General features: G+C 57.4%; 20 protein-coding genes and 2 pseudogenes. 9 read left to right on the forward strand and 13 right to left on the reverse strand.

The features are described 5' to 3' along the window. From JQ580_RS23650 to JQ580_RS23670, 5 genes are all read left to right on the forward strand, one after another. Nucleotides 1-1380, forward strand: coding sequence for an MBOAT family O-acyltransferase (locus JQ580_RS23650; RefSeq protein ID WP_212282597.1), 1380 nt, complete (start codon nt 1-3; stop codon nt 1378-1380). Further along, nucleotides 1329-2444: an alginate O-acetyltransferase AlgX-related protein gene (locus tag JQ580_RS23655; RefSeq protein WP_212282598.1), complete on the forward strand. Its 1116-nt coding sequence runs from the start codon at nt 1329-1331 to the stop codon at nt 2442-2444. Before JQ580_RS23650 ends, JQ580_RS23655 begins: the two co-directional genes overlap by 52 nt. 16 nt (nt 2445-2460) lie before the next feature. Continuing rightward, nucleotides 2461-3426, forward strand: coding sequence for an alginate O-acetyltransferase AlgX-related protein (locus tag JQ580_RS23660; protein ID WP_212282599.1), 966 nt, complete (start codon nt 2461-2463; stop codon nt 3424-3426). A gap of 254 nt (nt 3427-3680) precedes the next feature. Then, nucleotides 3681-6212 carry an NfrA family protein gene (locus tag JQ580_RS23665; protein WP_212282600.1) on the forward strand — a complete coding sequence of 844 codons (2532 nt, stop codon included), beginning with the start codon at nt 3681-3683 and terminating at the stop codon, nt 6210-6212. A 765-nt stretch (nt 6213-6977) separates the two neighbouring features. Further along, nucleotides 6978-7751: a PEP-CTERM sorting domain-containing protein gene (locus JQ580_RS23670; protein ID WP_212282601.1), complete on the forward strand. Its 774-nt coding sequence runs from the start codon at nt 6978-6980 to the stop codon at nt 7749-7751. A 538-nt stretch (nt 7752-8289) separates the two neighbouring features. On the opposite strand, the pseudogene JQ580_RS34330 reads toward JQ580_RS23670, so the two are convergent. Then, nucleotides 8290-8394: pseudogene (locus tag JQ580_RS34330) on the reverse strand (PEP-CTERM sorting domain-containing protein); the annotation flags it as partial. A 715-nt stretch (nt 8395-9109) separates the two neighbouring features. Between JQ580_RS34330 and JQ580_RS23680 the strand changes: the two are divergent. Next, nucleotides 9110-9817: a PEP-CTERM sorting domain-containing protein gene (locus tag JQ580_RS23680; RefSeq protein ID WP_212282602.1), complete on the forward strand. Its 708-nt coding sequence runs from the start codon at nt 9110-9112 to the stop codon at nt 9815-9817. Between the two features lie 251 nt (nt 9818-10068). On the opposite strand, the gene JQ580_RS23685 is transcribed toward JQ580_RS23680, so the two are convergent. The 8 genes and pseudogenes from JQ580_RS23685 to JQ580_RS23720 all read right to left on the reverse strand — a co-directional run bounded on the left by JQ580_RS23685 (nt 10069) and on the right by JQ580_RS23720 (nt 17588). Beyond that, on the reverse strand, nt 10069-10818 hold the full coding sequence (locus JQ580_RS23685; RefSeq protein ID WP_212282603.1) for a PEPxxWA-CTERM sorting domain-containing protein: 750 nt from the start codon (nt 10816-10818) through the stop codon (nt 10069-10071). A 618-nt stretch (nt 10819-11436) separates the two neighbouring features. After that, on the reverse strand, nt 11437-12396 hold the full coding sequence (locus JQ580_RS23690; RefSeq protein WP_249134369.1) for a PEP-CTERM sorting domain-containing protein: 960 nt from the start codon (nt 12394-12396) through the stop codon (nt 11437-11439). 149 nt (nt 12397-12545) lie between these two features. Further along, the gene (locus tag JQ580_RS23695; RefSeq protein ID WP_212282604.1) at nt 12546-12851 is read right to left on the reverse strand and encodes a hypothetical protein; all 306 of its coding nucleotides are present in this window, start codon (nt 12849-12851) and stop codon (nt 12546-12548) included. 397 nt (nt 12852-13248) lie between these two features. Further along, nucleotides 13249-13929: an Npun_F0296 family exosortase-dependent surface protein gene (locus tag JQ580_RS23700; RefSeq protein ID WP_212282605.1), complete on the reverse strand. Its 681-nt coding sequence runs from the start codon at nt 13927-13929 to the stop codon at nt 13249-13251. 364 nt (nt 13930-14293) lie between these two features. Next, a complete protein-coding gene (locus JQ580_RS23705; RefSeq protein ID WP_212282606.1) occupies nt 14294-14935 on the reverse strand; it encodes a hypothetical protein in 642 nt (213 codons plus the stop codon). A gap of 240 nt (nt 14936-15175) precedes the next feature. Then, nucleotides 15176-15415 carry a hypothetical protein gene (locus tag JQ580_RS23710; protein ID WP_212282607.1) on the reverse strand — a complete coding sequence of 80 codons (240 nt, stop codon included), beginning with the start codon at nt 15413-15415 and terminating at the stop codon, nt 15176-15178. Nucleotides 15416-15801: 386 nt separating this feature from the next. Then, nucleotides 15802-15912, reverse strand: a pseudogene (locus tag JQ580_RS34335) (PEPxxWA-CTERM sorting domain-containing protein); the annotation flags it as partial. Between the two features lie 494 nt (nt 15913-16406). Beyond that, complete coding sequence (locus tag JQ580_RS23720; protein ID WP_212282609.1) at nt 16407-17588, reverse strand: glycosyltransferase family 2 protein; 1182 nt, start codon at nt 17586-17588, stop codon at nt 16407-16409. A gap of 163 nt (nt 17589-17751) precedes the next feature. Between JQ580_RS23720 and JQ580_RS23725 the strand changes: the two genes are divergently transcribed. Next, nucleotides 17752-18954, forward strand: coding sequence for a glycosyltransferase (locus tag JQ580_RS23725; RefSeq protein ID WP_212282610.1), 1203 nt, complete (start codon nt 17752-17754; stop codon nt 18952-18954). 36 nt (nt 18955-18990) lie between these two features. On the opposite strand, the gene JQ580_RS23730 is transcribed toward JQ580_RS23725, so the two are convergent. The 4 genes from JQ580_RS23730 to JQ580_RS23745 form a co-directional block, all read right to left on the reverse strand. After that, nucleotides 18991-19674, reverse strand: a complete 684-nt coding sequence (locus JQ580_RS23730; protein ID WP_212282611.1) for a metallophosphoesterase family protein — start codon at nt 19672-19674, stop codon at nt 18991-18993. Nucleotides 19675-19824: 150 nt separating this feature from the next. Next, entirely contained in the window at nt 19825-20727 is a 903-nt protein-coding gene (gene xrt, locus JQ580_RS23735; RefSeq protein WP_212282612.1) for an exosortase, read from the reverse strand. 76 nt (nt 20728-20803) lie between these two features. Beyond that, nucleotides 20804-21025: an XrtV sorting system accessory protein gene (locus JQ580_RS23740; RefSeq protein WP_212282613.1), complete on the reverse strand. Its 222-nt coding sequence runs from the start codon at nt 21023-21025 to the stop codon at nt 20804-20806. A 51-nt stretch (nt 21026-21076) separates the two neighbouring features. Further along, a complete protein-coding gene (locus tag JQ580_RS23745; RefSeq protein WP_212282614.1) occupies nt 21077-21955 on the reverse strand; it encodes a SurA N-terminal domain-containing protein in 879 nt (292 codons plus the stop codon). A gap of 269 nt (nt 21956-22224) precedes the next feature. Between JQ580_RS23745 and epsI the strand changes: the two genes are divergently transcribed. Further along, a complete protein-coding gene (epsI, locus tag JQ580_RS23750; protein ID WP_212282615.1) occupies nt 22225-22923 on the forward strand; it encodes an exosortase-associated protein EpsI, V-type in 699 nt (232 codons plus the stop codon). Between the two features lie 107 nt (nt 22924-23030). Beyond that, a complete protein-coding gene (locus tag JQ580_RS23755) occupies nt 23031-23681 on the forward strand; it encodes a S1 family serine peptidase (RefSeq protein WP_212282616.1) in 651 nt (216 codons plus the stop codon). The last annotated feature ends 105 nt before the right edge of the window (nt 23682-23786 follow it).

Below are 23786 nucleotides of genomic sequence, written 5' to 3' on the forward strand. Positions count from 1 at the left end.
ATGGTGTTCGTCAGCGATTCCTTCGTTTTTCTTTTTCTGCCTCTGTTTTTGCTTGTCTACGCGCTGGTCCCTGCCCGCTTCCGCAATGCCACGATCCTCCTGTTCAGCCTGATCTTCTATGGCTGGTGGCGGTTCGATTTTCTTCCGCTCCTCATCGCCATCGCCTGCTGGTCGTGGGCAACGGGCCTCTGGATCGTCCGAAGCAACGGCCGCGAGCGTCGGATCGCCCTGCTCGCCGCCATTCTTCCGCCTCTCGCAAGCCTGATCTGGTTCAAATACGCCAACCTTCTTGTTGAAAGTGCGCTGACGCTGGGGGCGCCGCTCGGACATTGGACTGCAATCCCTCTGCCCATCGGCCTCTCATTCTTCGTGTTCGGCGCGATCTCCTACTCGGTCGATGCGTTCAGAAAAACCGTCGCTGCCGAGCCCAGCCTCGTGAATTACGCCACCTATCAGGCAATGTTTGGCCACCTCGTCGCAGGGCCCGTGGTCCGCTATCAGTCCGTGGCGGAGCGATTGGCCTCCCGTTCCTTCGACCTCTCGGAGTTCACCGAAGGATGGCGCCGTTTCATGCTGGGTTTTGCACAGAAGGTGCTGCTCGGAGACACGCTTGCGCCGCTCGTCGATGCCGGCTATGCGCTGCCGAATCCCAGCGCGGCCGACGTCGTCCTGACTGTCGCTGCCTACACGCTACATCTCTATTTTGACTTTGCCGGATACAGCAGCATGGCCATCGGACTCGGCCTGATGGTCGGCCTGAAGTTTCCGGAGAATTTCAACAATCCCTATCTGAGCGGATCGATCACCGAATTCTGGCGTCGCTGGCACATCAGCTTGTCGAGCTGGCTCCGCGACTATCTTTACATACCGCTTGGTGGAAACCGTGTCGGTAAGGTCCGCTCCTACTTCAACCTGCTGGTAACGATGGCGCTCGGCGGCCTCTGGCACGGCGCCGGTTGGACCTTTCTGGTCTGGGGCATCTGGCATGGACTGGGCTTGATCACGGCGCGGCTATGGAGCGCGGCCTACGCGCCCGCAATCCCGGCACTCATCGCGCATGTCCTGACGATGGTCTTCGTGATGGTGGGGTGGCTGCTGTTTCGCGCGCAGGATTGGCAAGTTGCCCAAACGATGCTGTCGGGATTGCTGGGATCTAACGGCTTTGTCTTGTCCTCACCAATGGCTGCGACCACAAGGCCGACTGAACTGCTGACGCTTTGCATCGGACTGCTGGTCGTCTACGCGCCGGCGCTGCCGCGGTATCCCTTACGAGGCTACATCGCGCGGCCGCCGTTCGAATTGGCGCTGCTGTTGTGGCTTTGCGCCTTGTGGACGATGCAAAGCCGCACCGTGATTCCCTTCCTGTATTTCCAATTCTAGGGAGACGCGCGATGATCAGAGCCCTCCTCGTACTTGCGGTGATCTTCTCGGGACTGGCCGCAGTGCTGACGAGAGGTCATCAAGCGCTCGGCGAGGTGCTGAGCACGACGACGGCGAACGATCTCACCAACGGCCGCTTTGCGCAGAAAATCGACAAGGCTGTCTTTGGCGCAGTGCCGCGGAGCACCGCGCTGGACGGCCTCGTAACGGGGCTCGAATATCGAGTCTTGGGCGACGCCGGGCCGCAGGTCCGCGCTGGCTGCGGTGACTGGCTCTACAGCATGGAAGAGCTGCGAGCCGAACGCCGCGATCGCGACAACATGGCTCTCCGCGCAGAACTGCTGGAACGGCTCGTCCGTACAATCAAGCAGTCGGGCGCACGCCTCATCATTGTCCCCGTCCCCGACAAGGCGGACCAGGTCGGCGACAAGCTCTGCGGCATCACGGCGACGCAATCTCGGCTACGAGACCAATTCTGGAACGAGCTCGCCCATGTCGAAGACGCCGTTGTCGTCGACCTCCGCGAGAACTGGCCGAGACCCGGCTATTGGAAGACCGACACACATTGGGATCAAGCCGGCGCGCGCTTCGCGGCGGAGCGGATCGCGCAGACTGCAGCTCGCATGCCAGAACCTGGGCAGGATGCTGTTCGGCTCGTCGAAGGATCCATGCAACAGCGCACGGGCGACCTTGCGAAGCTGTCCGGGCTGAGCGATGCGCCGCATGCTCTCGCGCCGGCGCCCGAGCAGGAGCGCGAGGTCAAGGTGGATATCGCACGATCTGGCGGACTGCTCGACGACACGCCCGAGCCATCCATCATTCTGGCCGGATCTTCCTTCTCGTTGAATTCGGGCTTCCTGGAATATCTCGAGACTTCGCTCAGCAGGGAGGTGGTGCAGGTCAGCCAACGCGGCGGAGGCTTCGCCGGAGCGCTGCTTGAGACACTCGAGAAGAGAACTGGCAGCTTGGCGAAAGCCAAGGCAGTGATATGGGAATGGCCGATGCGATCCTTGGTCTCGCCCCCGAGCGACGCCGAGAAGAGTTTCATGCGCCGGAGCAAGTGATCCAGTGAGGCCGATCGTGACGAGATTGATGGTGACTGCCGCAGCCGCGCTCCTGGCGCTTGCGCCGCTCGCGTCATCCGCAGCGGCGCGTGATGCCGTCATCGAGGGAAAATCCAACTGGCTCTTTGCCGGCTGGGAGAGCCTCACGATCGCGCGCCCTGACGCCGAGCGCGCGTCCGTCAGGCTCATTTCCGACATCGGCCGACTGCTGGCGCAGAAGAACGTCAAGCTGATCGTGGCAATCGTCCCGCTCAAGCCACGCTACTATGAGGGCCTGCTTCCCGACGGACTGGCGATGTCCGACATCGTTCGAGCGCGTTACGATCGGGAGCTCACTGAACTACGTGCTGCTGGGGTCAATACCCCCGACCTTCGCGACGCGCTCAAGACACTCATCGCCGACAAGAAAGAGGTCTTTTACCGCGCCGATTTTCACTGGACGACTTTCGCCGCCGAAGCAGCCGCGGATCTCGTTGCCAAGACGATCACGGCCGATGGGCCGCTCCCCGGCAACGCCGGAAGCGGAGCCCGGCTCGGCGAGTGGATGAACGATCGACATCTTGGGGACCTCGCCGCCAACTTCCTGTCTCCGGAACGCAAGCGGGCGATCGGACCGGAGGCCTATGTCATCCGAGCCCCCGCCAAACCGGCCACCTCATTACTCGATGCGGAACCTTCCCCCGTCGCCGTCGTCGGCAACAGCTTCGTGCAGCCCTATTTCGGGTTTCCACAGCGCCTGTCCAACAAGATCGACAGACCCGTCGCGCTCAGATGGAATCCCGGCGACGTGGGTCCATGGGCCACGCTTTTGCAATTTCTCCAGTCGGCCGAGTTTACGACGTCGGTGAGATATCTCGTCTGGCAGTTCAACGAGGCACAGATTCAGAACGGGCCAGACGCTGTGGGCGAGTGGACTTCGCAAAGTATTTCGAGCCCTGCCGAGTGGCGCGCCAAGGTAACGGAAGCATTGAAAAATCGATAAAAAGCTTAATTTTCTCTGACTGGCTGTTGTCTGTCTGAATCTGCTGACAAATACCGCAGCAATTGCGCAACACGCGCGCGGAAAAGCATGAGTTTTGAAGGTGTTGTTGCAGCCGGACATCAAATTCCGGTTCCGCCAGATCGCCCCCTTCGCTAATCTCCACGACGTAAGTTTTATCTACCTGTGGGGCCATGGCTATCTGGGGCGCAGAACGTCCAAGACGACGAAGGTTGCGGGCTGCCCTAGGCGGCCTCGTGCTTTCGCTTGTCTTGGTCTGCCCGGCAGGCGCCCAAACTGCAGATCCTGACCGTCCGCTCGAAGGTGAAGCCTACACCTCCGCCGAGGAGGCGTATAAGTCGTTTGGACAGGGCGACTATCAAGCTGCAGCGAACCAGGCTGCAGCATCGGTCGCGCTACGCCCCGACATTCTCCGTTTACGGCTGCTCTTGATCGACGCGCTGGTTGCTGCCGGCAATCTCGACGCTGCCGAACAGGCGACCACTGCAGCGCTCGCGACCTTCTCGGCGAACCAGGAGCTTGAATCCCGGCAAAGCAGTATTCGGCAGCGCCTTGCGCAGCAGCCAGCTGGCGAGGGCTATAAAGCGCTGGAGCGGGGCGATCCCAAGGCTGCTATTCGCGCTGCCCGCAAAGCCGTGGAATACGGTCCGGACGTGATGTCCTACCGCCTGCTCCTGCTCGCAGCCCAGCTCGCCGACAATAGCCTTGGCGGCGCCGCCGAGACGGCTTCTGAGGCGACCAAGCTCGATCCCGGCAATTACGTGCCGATTGTCTGGCGAGCTTATATCTACCAGAAGCTCGGCAACCGGACCCTTGCGGTGGCCGATTTCAACAGGGCGCTGGCCCTGCCCGACCTCACCGACAGCGAGAAAAAGCAGATCCGATTGATCGCGGCCGATGCAGCGCTGGCCTCCGGCGACGCTCGTGCGGTTCAGGTCCTGCTCCAGCCATACCCCAAGACGGACCCGCTGGTCGTCACACGTATCGGCGACGCCGATGCCGTTGCGGAAGGCAAGGCCACGCTCAAGGGTGATGGCAAGCTGATGCCGATGCCCGCACAGGATTGCCGCGACACGCCCTATGGCTCGGTGTGCAGCCTGCAGGCGCCGCTGGTTCAGAGCGTGGCAACGCCCATCGACAAGAAGGCGGAGGGCATCGAGGCGGCAGGGAAAGCCTATGAGGCCGCCCGAGCCAAGAACTACGGCGTCGCGATCGAGGAGGCCAGGAAGGCGATCGCGGACACGCCCGAGATCGCCAGCACCCGGCTGCTGCTGATCAACCTGCAGCTGACGGCCGGCCGGCCGGCCGAGGCTGAAGCGACGGCGACCCGCGCCATCGCGGAAGGACTGACCACCGCCGAGATCTATGCTCAGCGCGGATTTGCACGGAGCCGCATCGGCAATGACCGGGGCGCCATGGCGGATTGGGAGACCGCGCTCGCGCGGGGGCTTTCAGTCGAGCAAGTCCGCAATGTGCGGCTCGCCCTGGTCGACACCGCGCTAAAGACCAAGGATCTGCAACGGGCGCTCCGTTCCATTCCGCGCACCGGCCTTGACTATGAATTCACCATTCGGCGCGCTTACGCCTACCAAGGCCTGGGACGGAAGGAAGAGGCTTTGCGCGACTTCCGCTCCGCCGAGCGGCTGTCGGTCACCAACGTTCAGCGGGATGGCGCGATCCAGGCCCAGATCAACACGCTGCTGGAGCTGGGCCGCAAGCCCGAAGCACGCGCGATCTTTGACGCGGCGATCGCTCGGGGCCAACTTAGATCAATCAGGGATGCGGATGTTGCCTATATCGGGGTTGCCGTCGGCAACGATAAGGTGGCCCTGGAGCTGTTCGATCGCGCCAAGGCCAACGGTGTGCTTCCGCCCCGGGCCACGATCGATGCCGGTTACACGGCGATGCGGCAGTTTCAGAATCCGAAGGCCATCGCCTACCTCATGGAGGGCATCGACGCGAAGGCTGACGGACGCATCAACATCGATGAGCAGAAGCTGTTCGAGACACGGCGGACGGTTGCCGACCTCACCCGCGTCTGGGGCATCAACAGCTCTATCTCTTACGGCAAGGTTGGATCGGCTCCCAATCCCTTCCTGACGATCAACTCGCCGGCCAGCACCTACACGTCCCAGTTCGGATCCGAACTCTATTACCGCCCCGAGGCGTTCGGAAACCGCAACGGCGCGCTGTTCGAAGTGTTCGGCCGGGTGTTCGAGACGTTGTATGACGAGGCCGGTGGCCCCACCGGGCTACGCACGACCCAGGGCATGGCGGGCGCGCGCTGGAAACCCTTCTCGGACCACAACCTCGTCCTCGAGGTCGACAAGCTGTTCAGGCTCGGCGATGCCGCCCGCGACGACACGCTGCTCAGGGCAGCCTATTCATACACAGTCGGAACCGATTTGCGGGCGATCGATACGCATTGGCCGACCTGGTACATCTACACTGAGGTCGATCGCTTCTTCGAGAAGACGCAGCTGGTCGGGCTGTTCGAGGGACGCTTTGGTCACAGCTTCCGGATGGATCCGATCAGTCGAAACCTGGTGTTCTTCCCGCACGCGGTCATTGCGGCCAGCTACGACGATTCATTCGCGGTCCACGACGCCTATTCCGCTGGCGTCGGTGGTTCGATCCGCTACTGGTTTGGCGAGACGAAATACATTGCGCCTCCCTCGTATTGGGAGCTGACTTTGCAATACCGTTTCAGACTTGCAGGCGATAAACGCGCCGAGGGCATCTTCGCTCAGACCTCGATCAACTACTGAGGCACCGTTGCCCGTAGACACTCGCTAGCGGACTTTGGCAACCGTGTTCTTGTCGCCGGTGTTAAGCGCCGATTATCCAGGCAATGCCTGTGGTAATAGCCCAGAACCAGGCAACCATGCCGACCACGAGCGACATGACGTAAAGCGAACGCATTATTCGAGTTCCTCAGTGACGACCGAGGCGCCATGTATCCGCCTCGAGAACGCGCTGCCTCAGCCGCAAGACTTCGAAATAGCGCTCGGCGATTGTCTCAGCGACCGGAGGCCGCTTCGGCGCCCGCTTGGTCTTCTTTAATTCACGTGGCTTCCGCCCCTTCGGAAATGCGCTTTTCATAAAAATCTCCAAGGTCAAACCAGAAGCAAAACGCATACCAGTACAGGAAAGACATGGTCGCCCAACCAAACGTTGGTTGCGCGGGCCGCAGCGCGGTTCAATCAAAGTCCCGTGACCCGACACCCACATCGAGATTCCTGGCCACAACCGCAGCAACGAGCTCGCCATGCTGGCAACGGCACGAAATCCGGATGTGCGCGACGTTTGCTGGTGCGGTGTGAAGCAAGCCTAACGCCGTCGTGGAGTTTTGGTCAATTCGACGAACGCTGCATCGCGCGTTGAAGATGAATGCGTGTTTATCTACATGAACAAGCCAAATGCAGTCGGGCCACGACAAGCGCGGCGGGCGAGCAAGCCCCCAACTTCTCATCACTCAACCTAAAAGCTACGCGCGCACAATGCAGGTCCGCCTACCCCACTCAGCGGATTAAATGCGGCAAATTGCCCATACCGGCGTCGCCTCCCTGTCATCATGGCGTTGGAACACGCATGCGACGCCTCCTGCACTTTACGAACAATGGGAGTTAAGTTTTATGCTTCGAAAAGTAGCCGCCGCACTTTCCCTCGCAGGGTTTCTGGCTCATGCGGTGCCCGCCTCCGCTGATGTGATAAGCAATCCGACGAATAGCGACAGTCTGCTCTATCTCTCCGGCGCGCCGGTGGGTGGTCAGCAGACACAGTTCGTCGGACAAACCTTCACCGCTTCCATCACAGGGGCGTTGACCAACTTTCAGTTCACTCTGAATAGTTCGACCATCCCATCGCTCTATGGCGCCGTGTACGCGTGGGACGGTTCCAAGCCGACCACGATGCTTTGGCAGAGCCCGGTGGTGTCCGGAGCCGCCGGTCTGCTGGACTTCTCACCGGTGGGGGTCAACCTCTCAGAAGGCCAGACCTATGTCGCGTTCCTGAGCACCTACGGGATAGCCAATAACAGCGGCTTGGCGACCGTCGCGGATTGCTTGCCTTTCGCCGGCTGCAACTCAAACTCCATCCCCAATCTCGGCAAGATGGTGTTTGCTAATGTTCTGGCGGACGGGCCCACATGGACGTCGGTGAATTTTAGGGATGCAACCTTCTCGGCGACCATCACAAGCGCCGTCCCTGAGCCCTCGACCTGGGCGATGTTCATCCTCGGCTTCGCCGGCGTCAGCCTCCTTGCCTATCGCCGCAAGCAACACGGTAGCGGCCTCACCGTGACGTGAGTTCGCTCAAGCATCGACGATTAGGAGACCGCCCGCGAGGGCGGTCTTTTGCAAGCTCAAGCCCGACCAATTAGTTATTAATATTTAAAGATTGCCCGAATTTAATCAAAAATATCTCCAGCCCCGCAAAACGGTAAATAAGGCGCCGACGGGTGTCCCTCCGAAAATCGACGATTGATCGCTATGCTGCTACGTTTCTGGCATGCACCGCGATGTTAAAGAGATGTTGGCCGGCTCTACCGCCATCCCTCTGTTTGGGGCGGCTCTCATTCAGTGGCCGTCATTTGGTTTGCTCGTAGATCAGCACCTCTGCTCTCGTCTTAGTGCCGTTTGGCATTCGATACCGCGCCTTCTGAGCCGGTTGGAAGCGCTGTGAGATCGGGTTGCTGATCTCCCGCGATTCGCGGATTGGAATTAATCGGTGTCTCTAAGGATACCGCCAGCCTTCGTTGAACGAACGGCCCTGCCCTCGTCCACGCCGCGCTCAAGAATAAGCCGCCCAACTGAGGCGGCTTTGGTTTTCAGGTTGGGGGTAATTTCAGGCTCGGCGGAGCGTAGGCTTGTTCTTCTGTCGACAGGCCATGAAGCCCAGACCAGCGAAGCCCAGCATCATCATGGCCCAGGTCGAAGATTCGGGGACCGATGAAATTTGGTCGGGAGCGAAGTTTGCCGATAACAGATCGCCGGTCTTCTTGGCATCGGTGTTGTTGATAAAGAAGGCGACCTTGAGATGTGGATTGCTGAAATCGAGGCCAGCGCCGCTGGGCGACCGCCCGAGGGCGGCCTCTTGCCTTCATCTCGGATGGTCCAAACTAGCCAGCCGTCAACGCTGCCTGCGACTTTGGTCGAAATGCCAAAAATCCCATACCAGCGAAGCCCACCCGTTGTCCCGATTTTGAATCATTCAGGCAAAATCGAGGTTCCATTGCTTCATTCCCGGGTCCACCGTGCCCGCGGGCACTTCGGAAGAGAGTCCGCGCGGGGCGACTTCGGTTCAGAGATTTAGACCATGCGCCTCAGACAACCTAAAGTTAAGACATCGGGCCTAGGGTCCCATCCTGCCCGGCCCAATCCCGGACAGGCCTTTTGGTAAGCTTAGACCCCAGCCCCGATCTCAACCCGGTGCTGGGGTTTTTGTTTGAAGAAGGCGGCCTCTGGGTACTAATTACCAGCGTTCCCTAGCAAACGTGATTGGAGCCAAGGGCTCGTCCTCTGCGCGACTATGGCGACTAAGCTCCCCGTCGGTCCTTTCGGCTTAACCAACGCCGCCCGAATGCTAAAAATCCGTTATTTTTGTTTGACTGCATCGCGATTTCAGATGAGAAGTAAATCTAATTTAATTTTATAGAGAGGGCGCTATGTTTCGTCGATTGGTGTTGGGAGCGTTGGCTGGCGCGTTGTGGGCCGTGTCACCCGCGGGCGCTGCGACCCTTACAGGGACACTGACGTCAGACAATGCATTTCAGGCTTATATCAGCAACAACGACTCAACGCTGGGGAACTTGATTACGCCCGGTGGGACCGGTTCGGACTGGCGTAGCCCGCAGTCGTTTAATGTAAATCTCGGGGCTGGCACCTGGTATCTCCACATCGTTGCGGAGAATTTCGCTTCGGACGCCGATCATACCACCACCCCGGCCAACCCAGGGGGAAACCCGAACGCGATCCTTGGGCAGTTTGGGCTGACTGGAGGCTTGTTTGGAAATGGTTCAACAATCCTGCTGACTTCGACGGATCCGGTCTGGCGGGCGCAGGAAGTAGCTGCGGGCGCATCATGGACTGCTCCCTCCGGAGCCCCTGCACATCAGTATGCTTCGGGTAATAACAACGGCGGGTCCAACATTTGGACCGGCGCTTACGGCGGACCGATCCCGGGCATTAGCACAAGCGCCGAGTGGGTCTGGGCGAATACTTCGGCAAGCAACACCGGAGAAGCTTTCTTCTCTGCAACTATCTCAGCGGTCCCCGAGCCCTCCACATGGGCCATGATGGTCCTCGGCTTCGCTGGTCTCGGCTTCATGGCCTATCGGCGCAAGCAGGCGTCGGCAGTCGCCGCACGCGCCTAACGGTCCAGGCGCACAACTATTAATCGGGAGAGCCGCCCTTTTGGGCGGCTCTTTTCTTTGGCAAGTGTGCGTCCGTAATCCCTTAGCTCTCAAGCCAAGTCATTCGTGGCCCTCCGCTTACCTTACGCCGGGCTGGATCACCGGAGTTCAAATGCACAGACTTCCCCATCAGCATCGCATGGCCAGTTAAGGGATGAGAAACAAAAAGACAGCCCACAGGCGGTCTTCCTGATGTTCTGAAAGCCCGTTTATCAAACACTGGTGAGAGCGGTCTGGTTGCGGCGACGATAAGTCACAAATCCAACGCCGCAGAAGCCGAGGATCATCATGGCCCAGGTGGAAGGCTCTGGCACCGCGCTTACCGTGGTGACAGTGACATTATCGAATGCAGAACTGAAATCGTTGCTCGGGTCGCCGCTCAGGAACGTGAAAGTGGCGGAATCAGAAACGCCAAAACCCTGGTAGATGTAATTGTTCCAGACCTGGGTGATGCTGCCATTGGTAACTGAGCTGTCAGAGTTGACAGCGGAGAACTTCTGCACGCCGTCGACGAGCAGATTGACAGTGGTCGTCGACCCAAACACCCCTTGAGGATCGATTACGTTTCCGACCGAAAAGGAAACGAGATACGTTTTACCCAACAGGCCAGAAACTGTTACCTTGACGCCTTCGTTGCCGTTGGCATCTTGCCCTGCCAAGTCTGCCCATTGATTGCCTGACTGAGCGGGAAAGTGAATTCCGTTCTGGGTAAAGTTCGTTGTTACGACAGAAACGGCGTCCGGCCTATTCGGAGGGGCGACGACAGTCCATGGCCCGATCGCGGCGCCGGTACCATAGTTGTCGTATCCTCCCGAGCTTCCGCTCGGCCCGGAGTGGTTCACCACTTCTGTCTCGAAGCCGTCGGAAAATACGACGGTGTTTGCTTGGGCAACAGTGGCGAAACTACAAACAGCCAAGTATGCGGAAAGTGACGCAATTGAAAAGGCAGATCCAAGCCGCATCGAAATCTCCTGACCTATCCAACAAAAAAGGAATTCAGCGATACCGGCTATCTTTCGAAGACTACACTCACGGGTGAGAGAGTCAAAAACTTCGCGCTGTTCAATAGTGCACGCAGTAACAACATCGTCGTGACAATCGATCCCTCACCCTCACTCTACGGCTTGGCCGAGCTTATCGCGCCGAGCCGCGTGCATCGCAAGAGTCATGTCCTTTCGAAACTTCCGATACTTCGGCAGGTTCCCGTGACCTGCCGGCCAGTCCGAGCCGATGAGTACGGACCACTCCTTTTAGAGGCGGGACAGAGTCATCGCCGGCAGGTGGCGGCGCCGCACACATAGCGGTGACGTGAGGCCCGTTTGATGGGCAAGTTGGCAATGGCTCCGAAAGAAAGAGCGCTGCAAACAGCGGCTCGGACCCTAGCAAACTGCGGGTCGGGCTATGCGCCAAGGAACATCGCTCAGCGAAAGACGTCGGGTTAACTCAGAACGTGCCAGTTCATTGACGATGCGCGCGTTCGGCCCCCTAGCGCATTGCAAACTGAAATGCTGCAAGACCGAAAGCGCTGGCGATGGAAAGCTGCCGGAGGTGGAATCAGTCGAGGCAGGTGACGACGATGGTCACTGGAGAACCAATCGGCTGCTGCTGACACGGCGGCGATACGAGATGAACCCGAGCCCGAAGAAACCAGCAATCATCATGATCCAGGTGGAGGGCTCAGGCACGGCCGCGGTCAAGAACTGGACCTCGCTTAGCATGATCCAGGGTTCAAGCCCCCCTTTGGTCATCGGGCCCGTCGCAACACCCCCAGCTGCTTCTTGAAGGAAACCGCTGATAGGATCACAGAAGCCAGTGCAGCTGTACGCGTTGTTGTAAGCACCCAGCACGTGATCGTTGAAATAGTCGATCCCGTCTTGCTGCAACTCACCGCGGTCAAATCTCAACTGAAAGAGGGAGTCCGACGAGACTGTACCAAAGCCAGCGAGCAGGAGCTGTGCCGCGTTGCCACTCAGAGACGTCGTCTGAAGAGAGGTGCCGGATACTAAGACGCCATTGATCCAAAGATCGACGCTGCCGGGCGCTGCTACCAAACCGTTCAAGTCCCCAAGGAGCGGGTTGTAAGCCGCAGCATAGATTGCGATCGAACTAACGCTTTGACCGGCCGCCAGGTGGAAGGTGATCGTTGGGTCCTGATACTTCCAGCCGACATACTGGGTCGTCCCGCCCGCATAAGCCTGGTTATAGGGCGTGCCGATGACCTTTCCACCGGTCGCGATACTTCCGCTGACCATCGAATAGTTTTCTTTGGCGATGACGCCGTCGGTCAACAGGCCGGTCCCTCCGCTCAGCTTTCCGACCTGCGGCGTAGAATTGTTGGGTACCGGATTGTTCGATCCATTGGTCGACGCGTTGGCACCCTTGTACGTAAAATCAAGATAATCGTAGCCGAATGTATACTGGGTCGACCCGTTGCCATTGTTCATGTCGTAGCTGGTCACCGTTACAACGCCAGCAAGCGCAGATGACGACGCCAGACCTGCGATCAAAAACGCAGCGAATGAAAACGAGCGAGACAGCATTCCAAATTCTCCAGCAGCCCAACCGGGACCCTTAACCCGTTGTTTAGCGTGTTCGAGATCCGATGTCGTTAATTTGAGGGACACCGGACAGCTTTTTTTTGAATGCCATCCGTAACCTTAAAGCTCTGATGCCCAGCGCTCCTGCGGCTTTAGTTCTTCGGACCCCGATTCTGGTTCAAAGGATTTGGCACGGCCTCGAATTCGTTTGTGTAGCCATCCGAGGCAACGCCTTTGAACACCAGAAATCCCCGCGGGGTCACGATGATATCGCCCTCCCGAAGAAGCCCGTCACTCTTGGCGATATCGACGGCGATGTTCTGGGCTTCTTCCGCGTTCGGCCGCGGCCGCTTGATGCGTGCCGATTCCGACGCGGCACAACCGTTCCAATCCAGGAAGATTATCGCAAGAGCGACAATTAAAGCGGGCGACCGCGCATTTGAATGGGCCACGGCCAACACCTTCTCAGGATGTGCGCGATCCTTAGACCAAGGGTCGCGCCCCCCCGAATTAGATCGGGCTTCACCCCGGCAAAAACGACCATAGACAGGTCGCGAAGCGAGGGCGCAGGTTGTCATTCCGTTCAATCAAGCTCCCCAGCTTGCGCCGGACGCTCGCCCTGTCATTGACCGATACATTGCCAATCCGAGAGCGACCGTCGCTACCCCGCACGTGAGAAGGAAGCTATTCGACGCCGGAAAGCAATTAATACAAGTGCCAACGATATCCATTGCGCGATCTTCCTTTGTCAAGGCACCGACGCCCCTCACGGCCTGCACAGCCCGGTACACCTTTCGAAACGAGAAAGGCCGCCAAGATAGCGGCCTTTCGTTAGCAAATGGGTCTTCGCATTTTTTACGCGAGACGGAACGACGCGCCGCCCGTCTTGCTGCTCTTGCGATAGCCGAGGAAACCCAGGCCCAGGAAGCCCAGCAGCATCATCGCCCAAGTCGCCGGCTCAGGAACGGCCGGAGCAACGAAGCTGTCGAACTCAAACGAGTTCTGACCAGAGCTGATCACAACCCGGTTGAAAGCATCAGTGTCCCCGAGGGTGACATACCGGTTAGACATGTCCGAGACCTGATTTCCGTCCGCTGTAAGCGTAGGAGTCACGTTGGATCCGAACAACTGCCCCACCTGCGTGTTGCCATTGTAGAAAGTGATCTGGTTCGAGGGGTCGATAGACCCCCAGAAGAGCGAGATGGAATTAGTCAGGCCGAAGCTGACCTGCAACTGACCGTTGAGCAGAACTGAAGCAAAATGGTTGCTGCTCGGAAACCCAGCCGGATTCGCACCGTTGCCATCGCTGAAATTCTGAATGATGGAGGTGGAGCCCGAACCGATGTTCGTAAAGGTCACGCCAGAACGCGTGAAACTGGTAATCGAACCAACTCCGACGTCTTCGAAGCTAATCGCACCAGGGGGTCCGGTAAAGCCAGGCAAACCAGGGGCTACCGTGATGACCGCTGCGTGAGCGGACGATCCCAGAGCAGCTGCAAAAGCCAGTGCAGCAAGGCCCTTTCCAATAAATTTCATTATTACTCTCCTCCTTAAGGATTACGATACTGCCGACAGTACGAGATTAATAATCCGTAAAAGTGCGACGGTCAATAGGAATTTAATTATTAAATGCTGATTTTGATTCAAACAACAGTTAAACAGTTGGCATAAGGCAGATGAGAAGAGAAGAGAAACCCGTCCCCAAGTTAGGCAATGTACGCGCGAGGTAATCCGACGCTACGACTACGGGCGGCCAAGAAGCCAATCCCGCAAAAGCCGTCGATCATCATACCCAGTCTCGGACTCGGGAATGGTCGACCGAGCCAACCAGTCCGATCTGCAGATCGCTGCCCGTCAGAGTTAATAGGGAAAGCCTTTAGGCAACGTCGCCCGCAAAGACTTAGCGGGAGGCAGTGAAAGTCCTATTCGGCCGGCGAGCAGCACGTCCCAAAATGCCGACTCCAAGGAACCCAAGCAGCATCATCGTCCAGCTTGAAAGCTCAGGAACGGCCCCGACAGCTGTGAAATCAAACGTACCCGGGACACCGGCACAATAGAGATTCCCGGGGCAAGTAAGCTTGCCGTCAGGATCAATGGGCGTCTTTGGGCCGTCCGGCAACCAAGTTGTAAAGTACGGCCCGGGCACAAAATCAGGGTAAGTATCAGGCAATAGATAGAGTCCGCCATAATTACCTGCAAAGGAGAACAGCACGCCGTCTTGGGAAAACGCGCCGGCGATAAAAAGATTATCGTAGGACATAAACCTGACGGAATCGGTCGGATCTGGATAGAATCTATTCTGACCCAAGCTATAGTCCGCCGGAATCAGGCCGGTGATCGCTTGTGTCACTCCGCCAGAAATAACGTTTCCCGAGATCGATTGAAGCTGTCCGGTTGATGGGTCGTAGACGAATTTGCCGGCAACGCTGTAGCCTGAACCGGCAAAAGAGAAGCTTTCAATCAAGTAAGTCGCCGCCTGAGCTGGCATCACCATTAGCGTAGCGCCGACAATCGCCGCCCGAAAAAGCTTGGCAATATTCACTGTCTCCACCCTCATCCGAAATACAACATATTGATTCTAGATTGCGCGTAACGTTCCCGACGGAATGAGCTCCGGCGAGCTACCTCGCAGACGCAAGGCTCTTTGAACTGTGGGGAAGAAAACTCAAAGCGAACGCTTACTGATTCGCCCTAGAGATTATATCCCAATCGAACGCCTTGCGCTCAGATCGAATTCAATGACAAAGAAAAATTCGGGCCGACCGCTGGCGGCAGCCGAGCGTCAAAACGCGGACTTGGATTTATCCAAACTTAGGCGAATCGTCGCGACGAAGCGATTTTGGCGATCATCCAAAGTATCCGAGACCTGCACTTTGGTCAGATCGGAAAAAGCCCTAACTACCGGCATCATCTCTGTGCGGACCTGTGACGCCAGATCAGCATTTCGCTCAACGACCTCGTCGGCGGCGTTGAGCGCCGCGAGCAAAACTCGCGTGATCGAATCGGGCATGTGATTGGACATGATTCTCAGAGCCTCAAGAGCCAGCTTTCCTCACTTAGCATCGAGTTCCGTGAGTCTTGAAGCGATCGCTCCGGCTGATCTTGCAATTTCTGTGCGGAGTGACTTCCCTGCCGCAGATGATAGTCCATCCTACGATCCACGAGAGGCACGACGATTTTCGCCCGGACGGAGAGAACCGTCGCTCCTGGCCCTCTCTGCGGGCAACTCTTGCCTCTCGTCGAAGCTTGGAGGCGAGCGCTTGATCCGCCTGAGCTTCTGGAAGAGCAAATGTTGCTTGCCCGAACAAGCAACTCGCGACGTGCACAACGACACAACCGCCCCTTTCCGCGCATACAAAAAAGCCGCCTCTCGGCGGCTTTTCCAATCTTTCCGCTGGTCGATCGCGATCAGGCGATCCGGATCGACGAACCCGCACGGCGGCGGTAAGCCACGAAACCGACACCGAGGAAGCCAAGCATCATCATGGCCCAAGTAGCGGGCTCAGGAACGGCAGTTACAGTGAACGTGATTTCTTCCGGTTTATTGATGGTGTTCACTTTGCCACCGCCTGCAAGATTACCCACATAGGTGAAGTAGGCGGTATACGTTCCAACCCCGTAGCTGAAGGTCGGGAGATCGATCAGAGGATTAGACCCTAACAGCGAACCGGACGCCCCATTCCCATCGGTATCCGAGAAGTACCAAGTTCCTGAGCTGAAGTTAACGCTTGAGAAAGCTGCGGTGAAATCGAAAGTCGCGCCAGTCTGTGAATCAGAGAACACAACCGACGCCCGAGCTGGAGCGGCCACCATAAACAAACTAAGAACACCAGCAATAAGAACCTTAATGCCCGACATGATATCCCCTTCCAAATCCGGCGGAATATGTTGCGACGCACTCGACGTTTTGTCAACCTTGTGCGCTGCAATGTTTGCGGTCCTCCGGTTTTTTTATCCGCACCAGCCATCAGACGACAAAATGACGATGCCCCGGCGAGATAACTCGAGATTGGTCATTCTGGCTTGTGACGATCGGTCCGCACCCATCCGGACGAACCGCGTCGCACAAGATGGCGCAAGAGCCGGAAGCGGTGCAGAACCTGCCCTGCGACAGAAGGAATTCGCGAAGCAGGCAGGATGTCGCGGCCGAATCTGAACCAGGCCAACGCCAGCGCGCTAGCCAAGAGAGAGAGATTTAAAAGGGCCAACACAGCCGGGAGCAGGGCTCCAATCAACAACGTATAGGTGCCGCCCAGAGCGGCAACGCCTAAGGCTATTGCGACGAGAAGCGACAACGGCGGCACGACCAGATCGAGCGCAAGGACCAGGGCATCAGGATTGCGCCTCGCGATCGACGCCGCCAACAGCCGCGGGACGTACGAGCCAATCATAGCCAAATGTCCTTCAATCCAACGCCGACGCTGACTCTCGACACCTCGTTCTGTGGCCGCGAACTCACTGGTCACTCGGACTGCCGACAGGAAGCGCGCGGGTGTGCCGGACAAGGCAAGGTCCAAGCCCAATTTTAAATCCTCGACAATATTGCCGCTCGCAAGCGGCGCGGAATTAATGACCTCCCAGGGAAATATCATCCCCGTGCCCATCAGCTGTACCGGCCTGCCGAGGCACCTGAGCCCGAGAGGCCTGACCCAGTTCTTCAAGCGCCAAGCGAATTCCGCGACACGCTGATCGACTTGAACCCCCTCGACGCCCGTCATGAGGTAGAGTGCCTGAACAGGCCCTCCCGTTTCAACACTATAACCGAGCGTCTTTGCGAGGAAGTCGGGCTGCAGCCGACAATCGGCATCCACAAACAGAACAAATTCGGGCGGATTTTGCTTCAGATGCGCGATGGCCCAAGCCATCGCATAACCCTTGCCCCGTCGATCAGGCTCGTCGCGCGGGAGCACCTCTGCACCGTGAGCGCCCGACACCGCTGCGGTATCGTCAGTGCAATTGTCAGCCACCACAATCAGGCGATCGCGCCTTCTCAATTGGGGGATGACGTCCTCGAGCGTCGGAATGATCCCGCGCCCCTCATTGTGAGCTGGCACGACAACCGCGACCGGACCAGCCGTCGTGCCGTTTCCTGTCTCGTATTCACTCCGTGCGCCGAGCGCCGCCAGCACCTCGACGAAGAGCACAAGCGTGGGAATTAACGCCAAAGCGATTAAGGCGACAAGAAATATCATCATCCATTGATTTCCGCCAAGCCGAGGATACTCATTGCCCGCAACAATTCTCAGATTAAGGCAATCAGGTGCCCGAACAGCTACTGGTCTACCGAAAGCTACAAATAGCACCGTCCAACAGTCAAACCTCCATTGCTCAGTTCGAAGACACCTCAAGATCGAACCAATGAAAATCGCCTATCTGGTTAATCGCTACCCGGCAGTCAGCCACAGCTTTATCCGAAGAGAGATTCTCGCCCTCGAACGTCAAGGGCACGAGATCTTGCGCATCTCAATCCGAGGGGGCAATGAGGACTTTCTCAGCGCAGAAGATCGGATCGAAGCGCAGCGCACACATTTCGTCCTTCATCGGGGTGGTAGAAGCCTTCTGCTCGCATTCTTTCGTGTGCTTGCAACGCGACCGGTTCACATGGTTAAGGCCTTCGCTTTAATATGGAAGCTTGGGCGACGGGCGGAAAGACCGCTTCCGGTCCACCTTGTTTATCTGATTGAGGCGTGCCTGATCTTTCTTTTGTTGCGAGAAAAAAACGCGCAGCATCTTCATGCGCATTTTGGCACCAACTCCGCTGAAGTCGCGATGTTGACCAACGCGTTGGGCGGACCGCCTTGGAGCTTCACGGCCCACGGTCCGGAGGAATTCGACAAAGCCGGTTTTATCGGCTTGGCAGAAAAGATCCGGTCCGCCAGCTTTGTTGTTGCGATCAGCTCCTTTGGACGCAGTCAACTTTTCCGTCAAGTCGACTATGAACAATGGAAGAAAATAAGAGTTGTGAGGTGCGGCCTTGAGCCCGCTTTCTACGAGCATGACACAATAAGGCAGCCGACCGAGATACCCCGACTTGTGTGTGTCGGAAGACTATCTGAGCAGAAAGGGCAGCTGTTGCTGCTGGAGGCTGCAAGACGGCTTCTAGACGTCGGTGTCAAATTCGAGCTTGTTCTTGCCGGCGATGGCGAGATGAGAGCAGAGCTGGAGCGCAGCATCGAGCAACTCCATTTGCAGGCTTTCGTAACGATTACAGGCTGGATCTCAAGTGACCAGGTGCGCGGGCACATTCTGGCCTCCAGGGCGCTAGTCTTACCAAGCTTCGCAGAAGGCCTTCCCGTCGTACTCATGGAAGCCATGGCCCTGCGACGTCCCGTGATCAGCACCTTCGTCGCGGGGATTCCTGAATTGGTCGAACCGGGCAAGCACGGCTGGCTTGTTCCCGCGGGAGACGTGGACCGCCTTGCGGCCGCCATGCAGGCATGCCTCCAATGCTCCGACGAAGATATCGAAAAGATAGGAGAGAGTGCTCGAACGAAAGTCATCGATCTCCACGACATCGATCGTGAAGCACTGCGTTTAGCCGAAATGTTTCGAGCAGCTTAGTTTGATGCGACGGCCTTCTCGCGGCGCCGGACGTAATCAGAGCGGACTTTCAAGTATTTCTAAAAACTCGACCGCTCCCCCAGGAAGCTCGTCTGTAAACACCCCCACGACGAGACGCCCCGTCTTCCAGGCCATTGCATCCAAGTTTGTCTTGCCACTTGAAACTACAGGTGCTCGTTCGTCCGCGTCATGTCCGTGGACAACATGCCGGCTGCCATGCCCAGACGCCCCGCGTTTGGGATAACGCTTCCATAGGAGCGTCCGTTCGGCTTGCTGGCTGAGAGGAAGCCGCGGATCTACTCCTGCATGCACAAAGACTCGCTTCGAGTCGGCAAATAGGGTCGGAAGCTCAGCAATCCATTCCAGATGGTGCGGTGGAACAATAGCTCGAAGCGGCATGCCGGGAATGAACTCCCCGTAGGAAGCCAACGTCGCGTTGCCGCCGTTCTCGATCCACCACGTCGCTTCAACAAGATTGTTGCAAGCCTCCCACATCATCGCCTCGTGATTCCCCTTTAAGGCCGTCAGCTGCAAATTCGGGAATGACCACCGCATCAGTAATTCGATCACCTCGCGGCTGTTGGGTCCTCGATCAACGTAGTCGCCCAGCGTGATGACGCGCGCCGTCTGATGACCGAGGTGCTCCAGAATTCGCGACAGCGCCTGCTCAAGTAAATCGAGGCGGCCGTGAAGGTCAGGAATGGCGTAGGTAATACCCATCGTCTGCCCTTAGGAAAAGCCCACGGTCCGCGCAACGACGGAATTCTGAGAACCGCATCCATAAAGCCAACACGGCTTGGCACCTTAGTCGGCACTCCTCCTCAACACCTTATTTTTTGGCAACGGAGCTCAAGATCATCGTCGGGCTTCTCACGTAGCAACCACTACGCGCCGGGATCTTGTTACAAGGCTACCGATAACCCCGAGAATACCGTCGAAGGCGAACAGCAGAAGAAGCGCCACCACAAACAGGCTGATTCCTGTCAGATCATGAACGGTGCCCTCGATGAGATCAGGGCCGCCGTAGTAGGCCATCAGAACCAGTGCAAACACGCGGAAGAAGTTGGCTAGGATCGTAATAGGAATGATCCCTAGCAGGAGCATGAAGCTGCGCAGCTTTTCTTTCCATCTGAATGCGTAGACGTAAAACACCCCGATCGCGGACAAGGCAAAAATCGAATTCATGCCCGAGCAGGCATCCTTGACCAGGAGCTGATAGGACCCGATCATAATCATGACGCCGTTCTGCGCGACAGGGAAACCCGCAGCGTAAAGGACTCGGGTCACCGTATCGGAAATGAAGACCTTCAACGGGACCGTCATTGCGTCGACGAGCCAGTCAGGCATCGGCACAGCAAAGACCAGGAAGCTGAGCGGAAAGGCCAACGCACGAAGCGTAGGCCAGCCCGCGCAGATCAGAATCGATCCAACGATCACCGGCAAGATCGACCCCATTTCGACGGTCAGCAGCCCTTGCTGTAATCGTGAAAGGTATAAAAATACCAATCCGATGGTCAAGATGGCCCAACCCGCTACCGGCGCAGGTGCGACCTTAGCGCGCATCACGCGGTCGCGCGATTGCCAAATCAGCCATAGTGTCGCTGCGATGATGAGGGGGCCGTGTCCCTCCTGTTCCGTCTGCCATGGGCCGTTAATCAAGCCCCGAATGGTGGGCGTGTAAGCGCCGAGGATGGCTACCCCCATCACTACAGGCCCGAGAAGGGAAGCAGACAGACCAGTTCCAAGCGACTTGCGAATATGGATATCGGTCATCAATCAAGCTCTGTGATAAAATCTTAATCCCACCGGGACGCAGAAACTAGCATCGCTTGCCTGCGCCAACAATCGACTATCTCTTGATGACCATGGCGGCAAATACTATTCCCGCCAGGATCAAAACCCCGGCGAGGATATAATATCCGGCGTTGCCGACCTGATTGGCGACGGCAAACACGATACCCGACACCATGAAATACACGAGAGTTCGGATCTCCCGGTCCGAGAACTGAAAGAAAGCGATGACCAATCCGACAAAGCTCGTAACGGTGACGACGTCAAATAATGTTGCCATGTTCCACGCTGGTGAAAAGGTAATGGCTGGGCGGACGAACCCGAATGCGGGTCATTGCGACTTGGGCTCCCCCTGCTTCATGAGGTCGGCGTACTCGCCCTCGTATTTGGCTTCGAGTTTCGCCGAGTAGGCCGCAAGACCCAATTCTGCTGCAAGGGCGTCCGACCGCATCATCTGCCGCGCAAGATTGACAGCAGCATCTCCTTCGATTGGACGAGCTTCCTCGGCCCTGACCTTGAAAAAGAGCCCGTTTGAGCCGATCCTGGTGAAGAAGATGTCGTCGTCCTTTCGCTTTTGAATCAATCCGACAAGCTCCTCAGGGAGGTCGCTGCTCGAGAGGACGCCGAGCTGACGGCCATGTGGAATGCCGCTCGTTGTCAATTTCTGCAGAAGTTCGTCCAGCGATTTCGCGTCCTTGTTGGCGTTTACAAAATTCTGGGTGGCAGGCGTAAGCGGAATGACGACTTCGTCGACGCTGTAAAGCTTGCGATCGGCGAACTTCCATGTGTTTTTCGCGATGTAACGGTCGACATCGGCTTTGGTCGGTGCCTTGGCCGATGCTGCGCGGTTCAGGACCGCGTTGCCAAGAACCTGCTCGCGCACGCGCAACAAGTCCAATAGAACTCCGGGCTCGCGGTCCAGCTTGGCGTTCATGGCTTGCTGCAGCAAATACTTGCGGACAACGATCTCACTGAGGACGCGCTTTAAGACCTCAGGATCTTTTTGTTTGTCCGGTGTGATGCCGGCCAGTCTGAACTCATTATCGAGCTCCTGCGTCGTAATGACTTCATTGCCCACACGAGCGACCACCTGCCCTTTTGTGGCAGCTGCCTTTTCTCCGCTTTGCTGACCGCACGAGGCCAAGGCAAGACCGGACGCGGTCAGAAACAGAGCCAGACCCCAAGTGCGCAAATTGGCAAGCCTTTTCACCTGACGCTCCGTGTTTGCAGTTAGTCATGATACGCTCCCAGCGGTCTAAACTTGCTCGGAACAGGAAATGTAAGCTCAATCATTAGGTGGCTCTAGCGCGGCCGTCGAGACAGGAGGTTGAGCTGGGCCGAAATTCAGATATTTAGATTAATTCGGGGATTTATGGACAATAAAACCCGTCGTGACGATTTCGTGAGGCAATTCAGAACTACGCCCCTATATATTGAGCCGGTGGACGGCTATCGGTTGTTTTGAACAGGAGGCACACAATGAAGTCCAACCGAGTTGGGGTTGTTCTCGCAGCAATTGCAATTGCGGGGACCGCTATAGCTGCCGAGCTGTTTGCACCGCGCCAATTGATGGCACGTACCACGGCTTCCCAAAGCCTGGAAACGGTCATTCCGAAACAGTTCGCGAGCTGGAAGCTTGTCCCCGAGATCAGCCCGGTCAAGCCGGTGGACCCCGAAGCCTTTGTGCAGCCTCCGGATCCCCTCTCCGCGAAAGTTTACAGCCAGGAAGTGGCACGGGGCTACACGGATGGAGCCGGACATATCGTCATGCTGCTGGTCGCATACGGCCCTGTGCAAAATTATAAGCTCAAGGCGCATCGCCCCGAGATCTGCTATACGGCTAATGGATTTCGCGTGTCCGACAAGAACAGCTCCAGCCTGGACTATGCCGGCGGATCACTGAAAGTCACCAGATTGATTGCAGAGCGCGAGTCGCGCTTCGAGCCAATCACCTACTGGATGAAGATCGGCGATGACATATCAAACGGGGTCGTCGACAATCAGATCAGCCGTTTGAAATACGGCTTACGTGGCGTCCTTCCTGATGGCTCCTTGTTCAGAATATCGACAATTGGCCTTAGCAAAGAAGCTTCGTTCAAATTGCAGGATCAATTCATCAAGGATTTGCTGGTTGCACTACCTGCCCAGGAAAGAGGCTTCTTCCTAGGAAAATCCTGATTGCCTGGATCACGATGCGCTCGGTAGGCATGTGCAACACAGGCACGCATTCGCGCTCCGCTGGCAGGTTAGCAGCTGTAGGCTTTGCAGGGCTTTTGGCTTACTGGATGCTGCAAATCCCAATTGTTGCAGCGGCTACTGCACAGATGCCCGAAGATACTCTTATTGCTTATGCGGTGAATATCCACCAGACTCCCATGCAGACATGGGGACCTGGCTACGGAATCTATCTCGGAAAGGGCAAATTCCTTACGGCAGCTCACGTGGCCGGGCGAACCTGGTTCACACGGCCAAAAGTCACGATTGCCGATCACGAGTACCCCACCCAAGTCATCAAGGAGGGCAAGCTCGAGGGCACGGACCTCACGTTGCTGGCCGTGGAAGAAAACCTGCTGCCCATGCGGTTGAGGCTTCGGCGCCTGCGTCTCTGCGACGCTCCGCCAAGACCAGGCCAAGAGGTCGTCACTGTCATCCCTGAAGCCGTCGTTCGCTCTCACATAATTGCCCCTGAGCGAATTCCGCTGGGAGCGCAGCGCTTCAACACAGCCATCGTGGACGTGGCCAAAACGGGCAACTCGGGATCAGGCGTTTTTGATGTGAAACAAAAGTGCCTGCTTGGCATTATGAGCCGCAAGATCAGCCAAAAGAGGATCAATCAGGTCACCAAGAAAGAAGAAAACTACGACGTCGCGAAGTATTTCGTACCTGCGGCAGAGATTGCGACATTCGTTCCCCCTGGAACGTTCGATACGCCATAAGCGACCTCTGCCGTGGGCTCCTCCTTGGTCGTAAGCGCTGTTTCGGCCCCACCTTCCATTGAAGGCGTCGAGCGAGGAATGATCGATCTCTGATTGGAGATCGGC

This window comes from Bradyrhizobium sp. SZCCT0148, assembly GCF_018129985.1.
Classification (GTDB): Bacteria; Pseudomonadota; Alphaproteobacteria; order Rhizobiales; family Xanthobacteraceae; genus Bradyrhizobium; species Bradyrhizobium japonicum_H.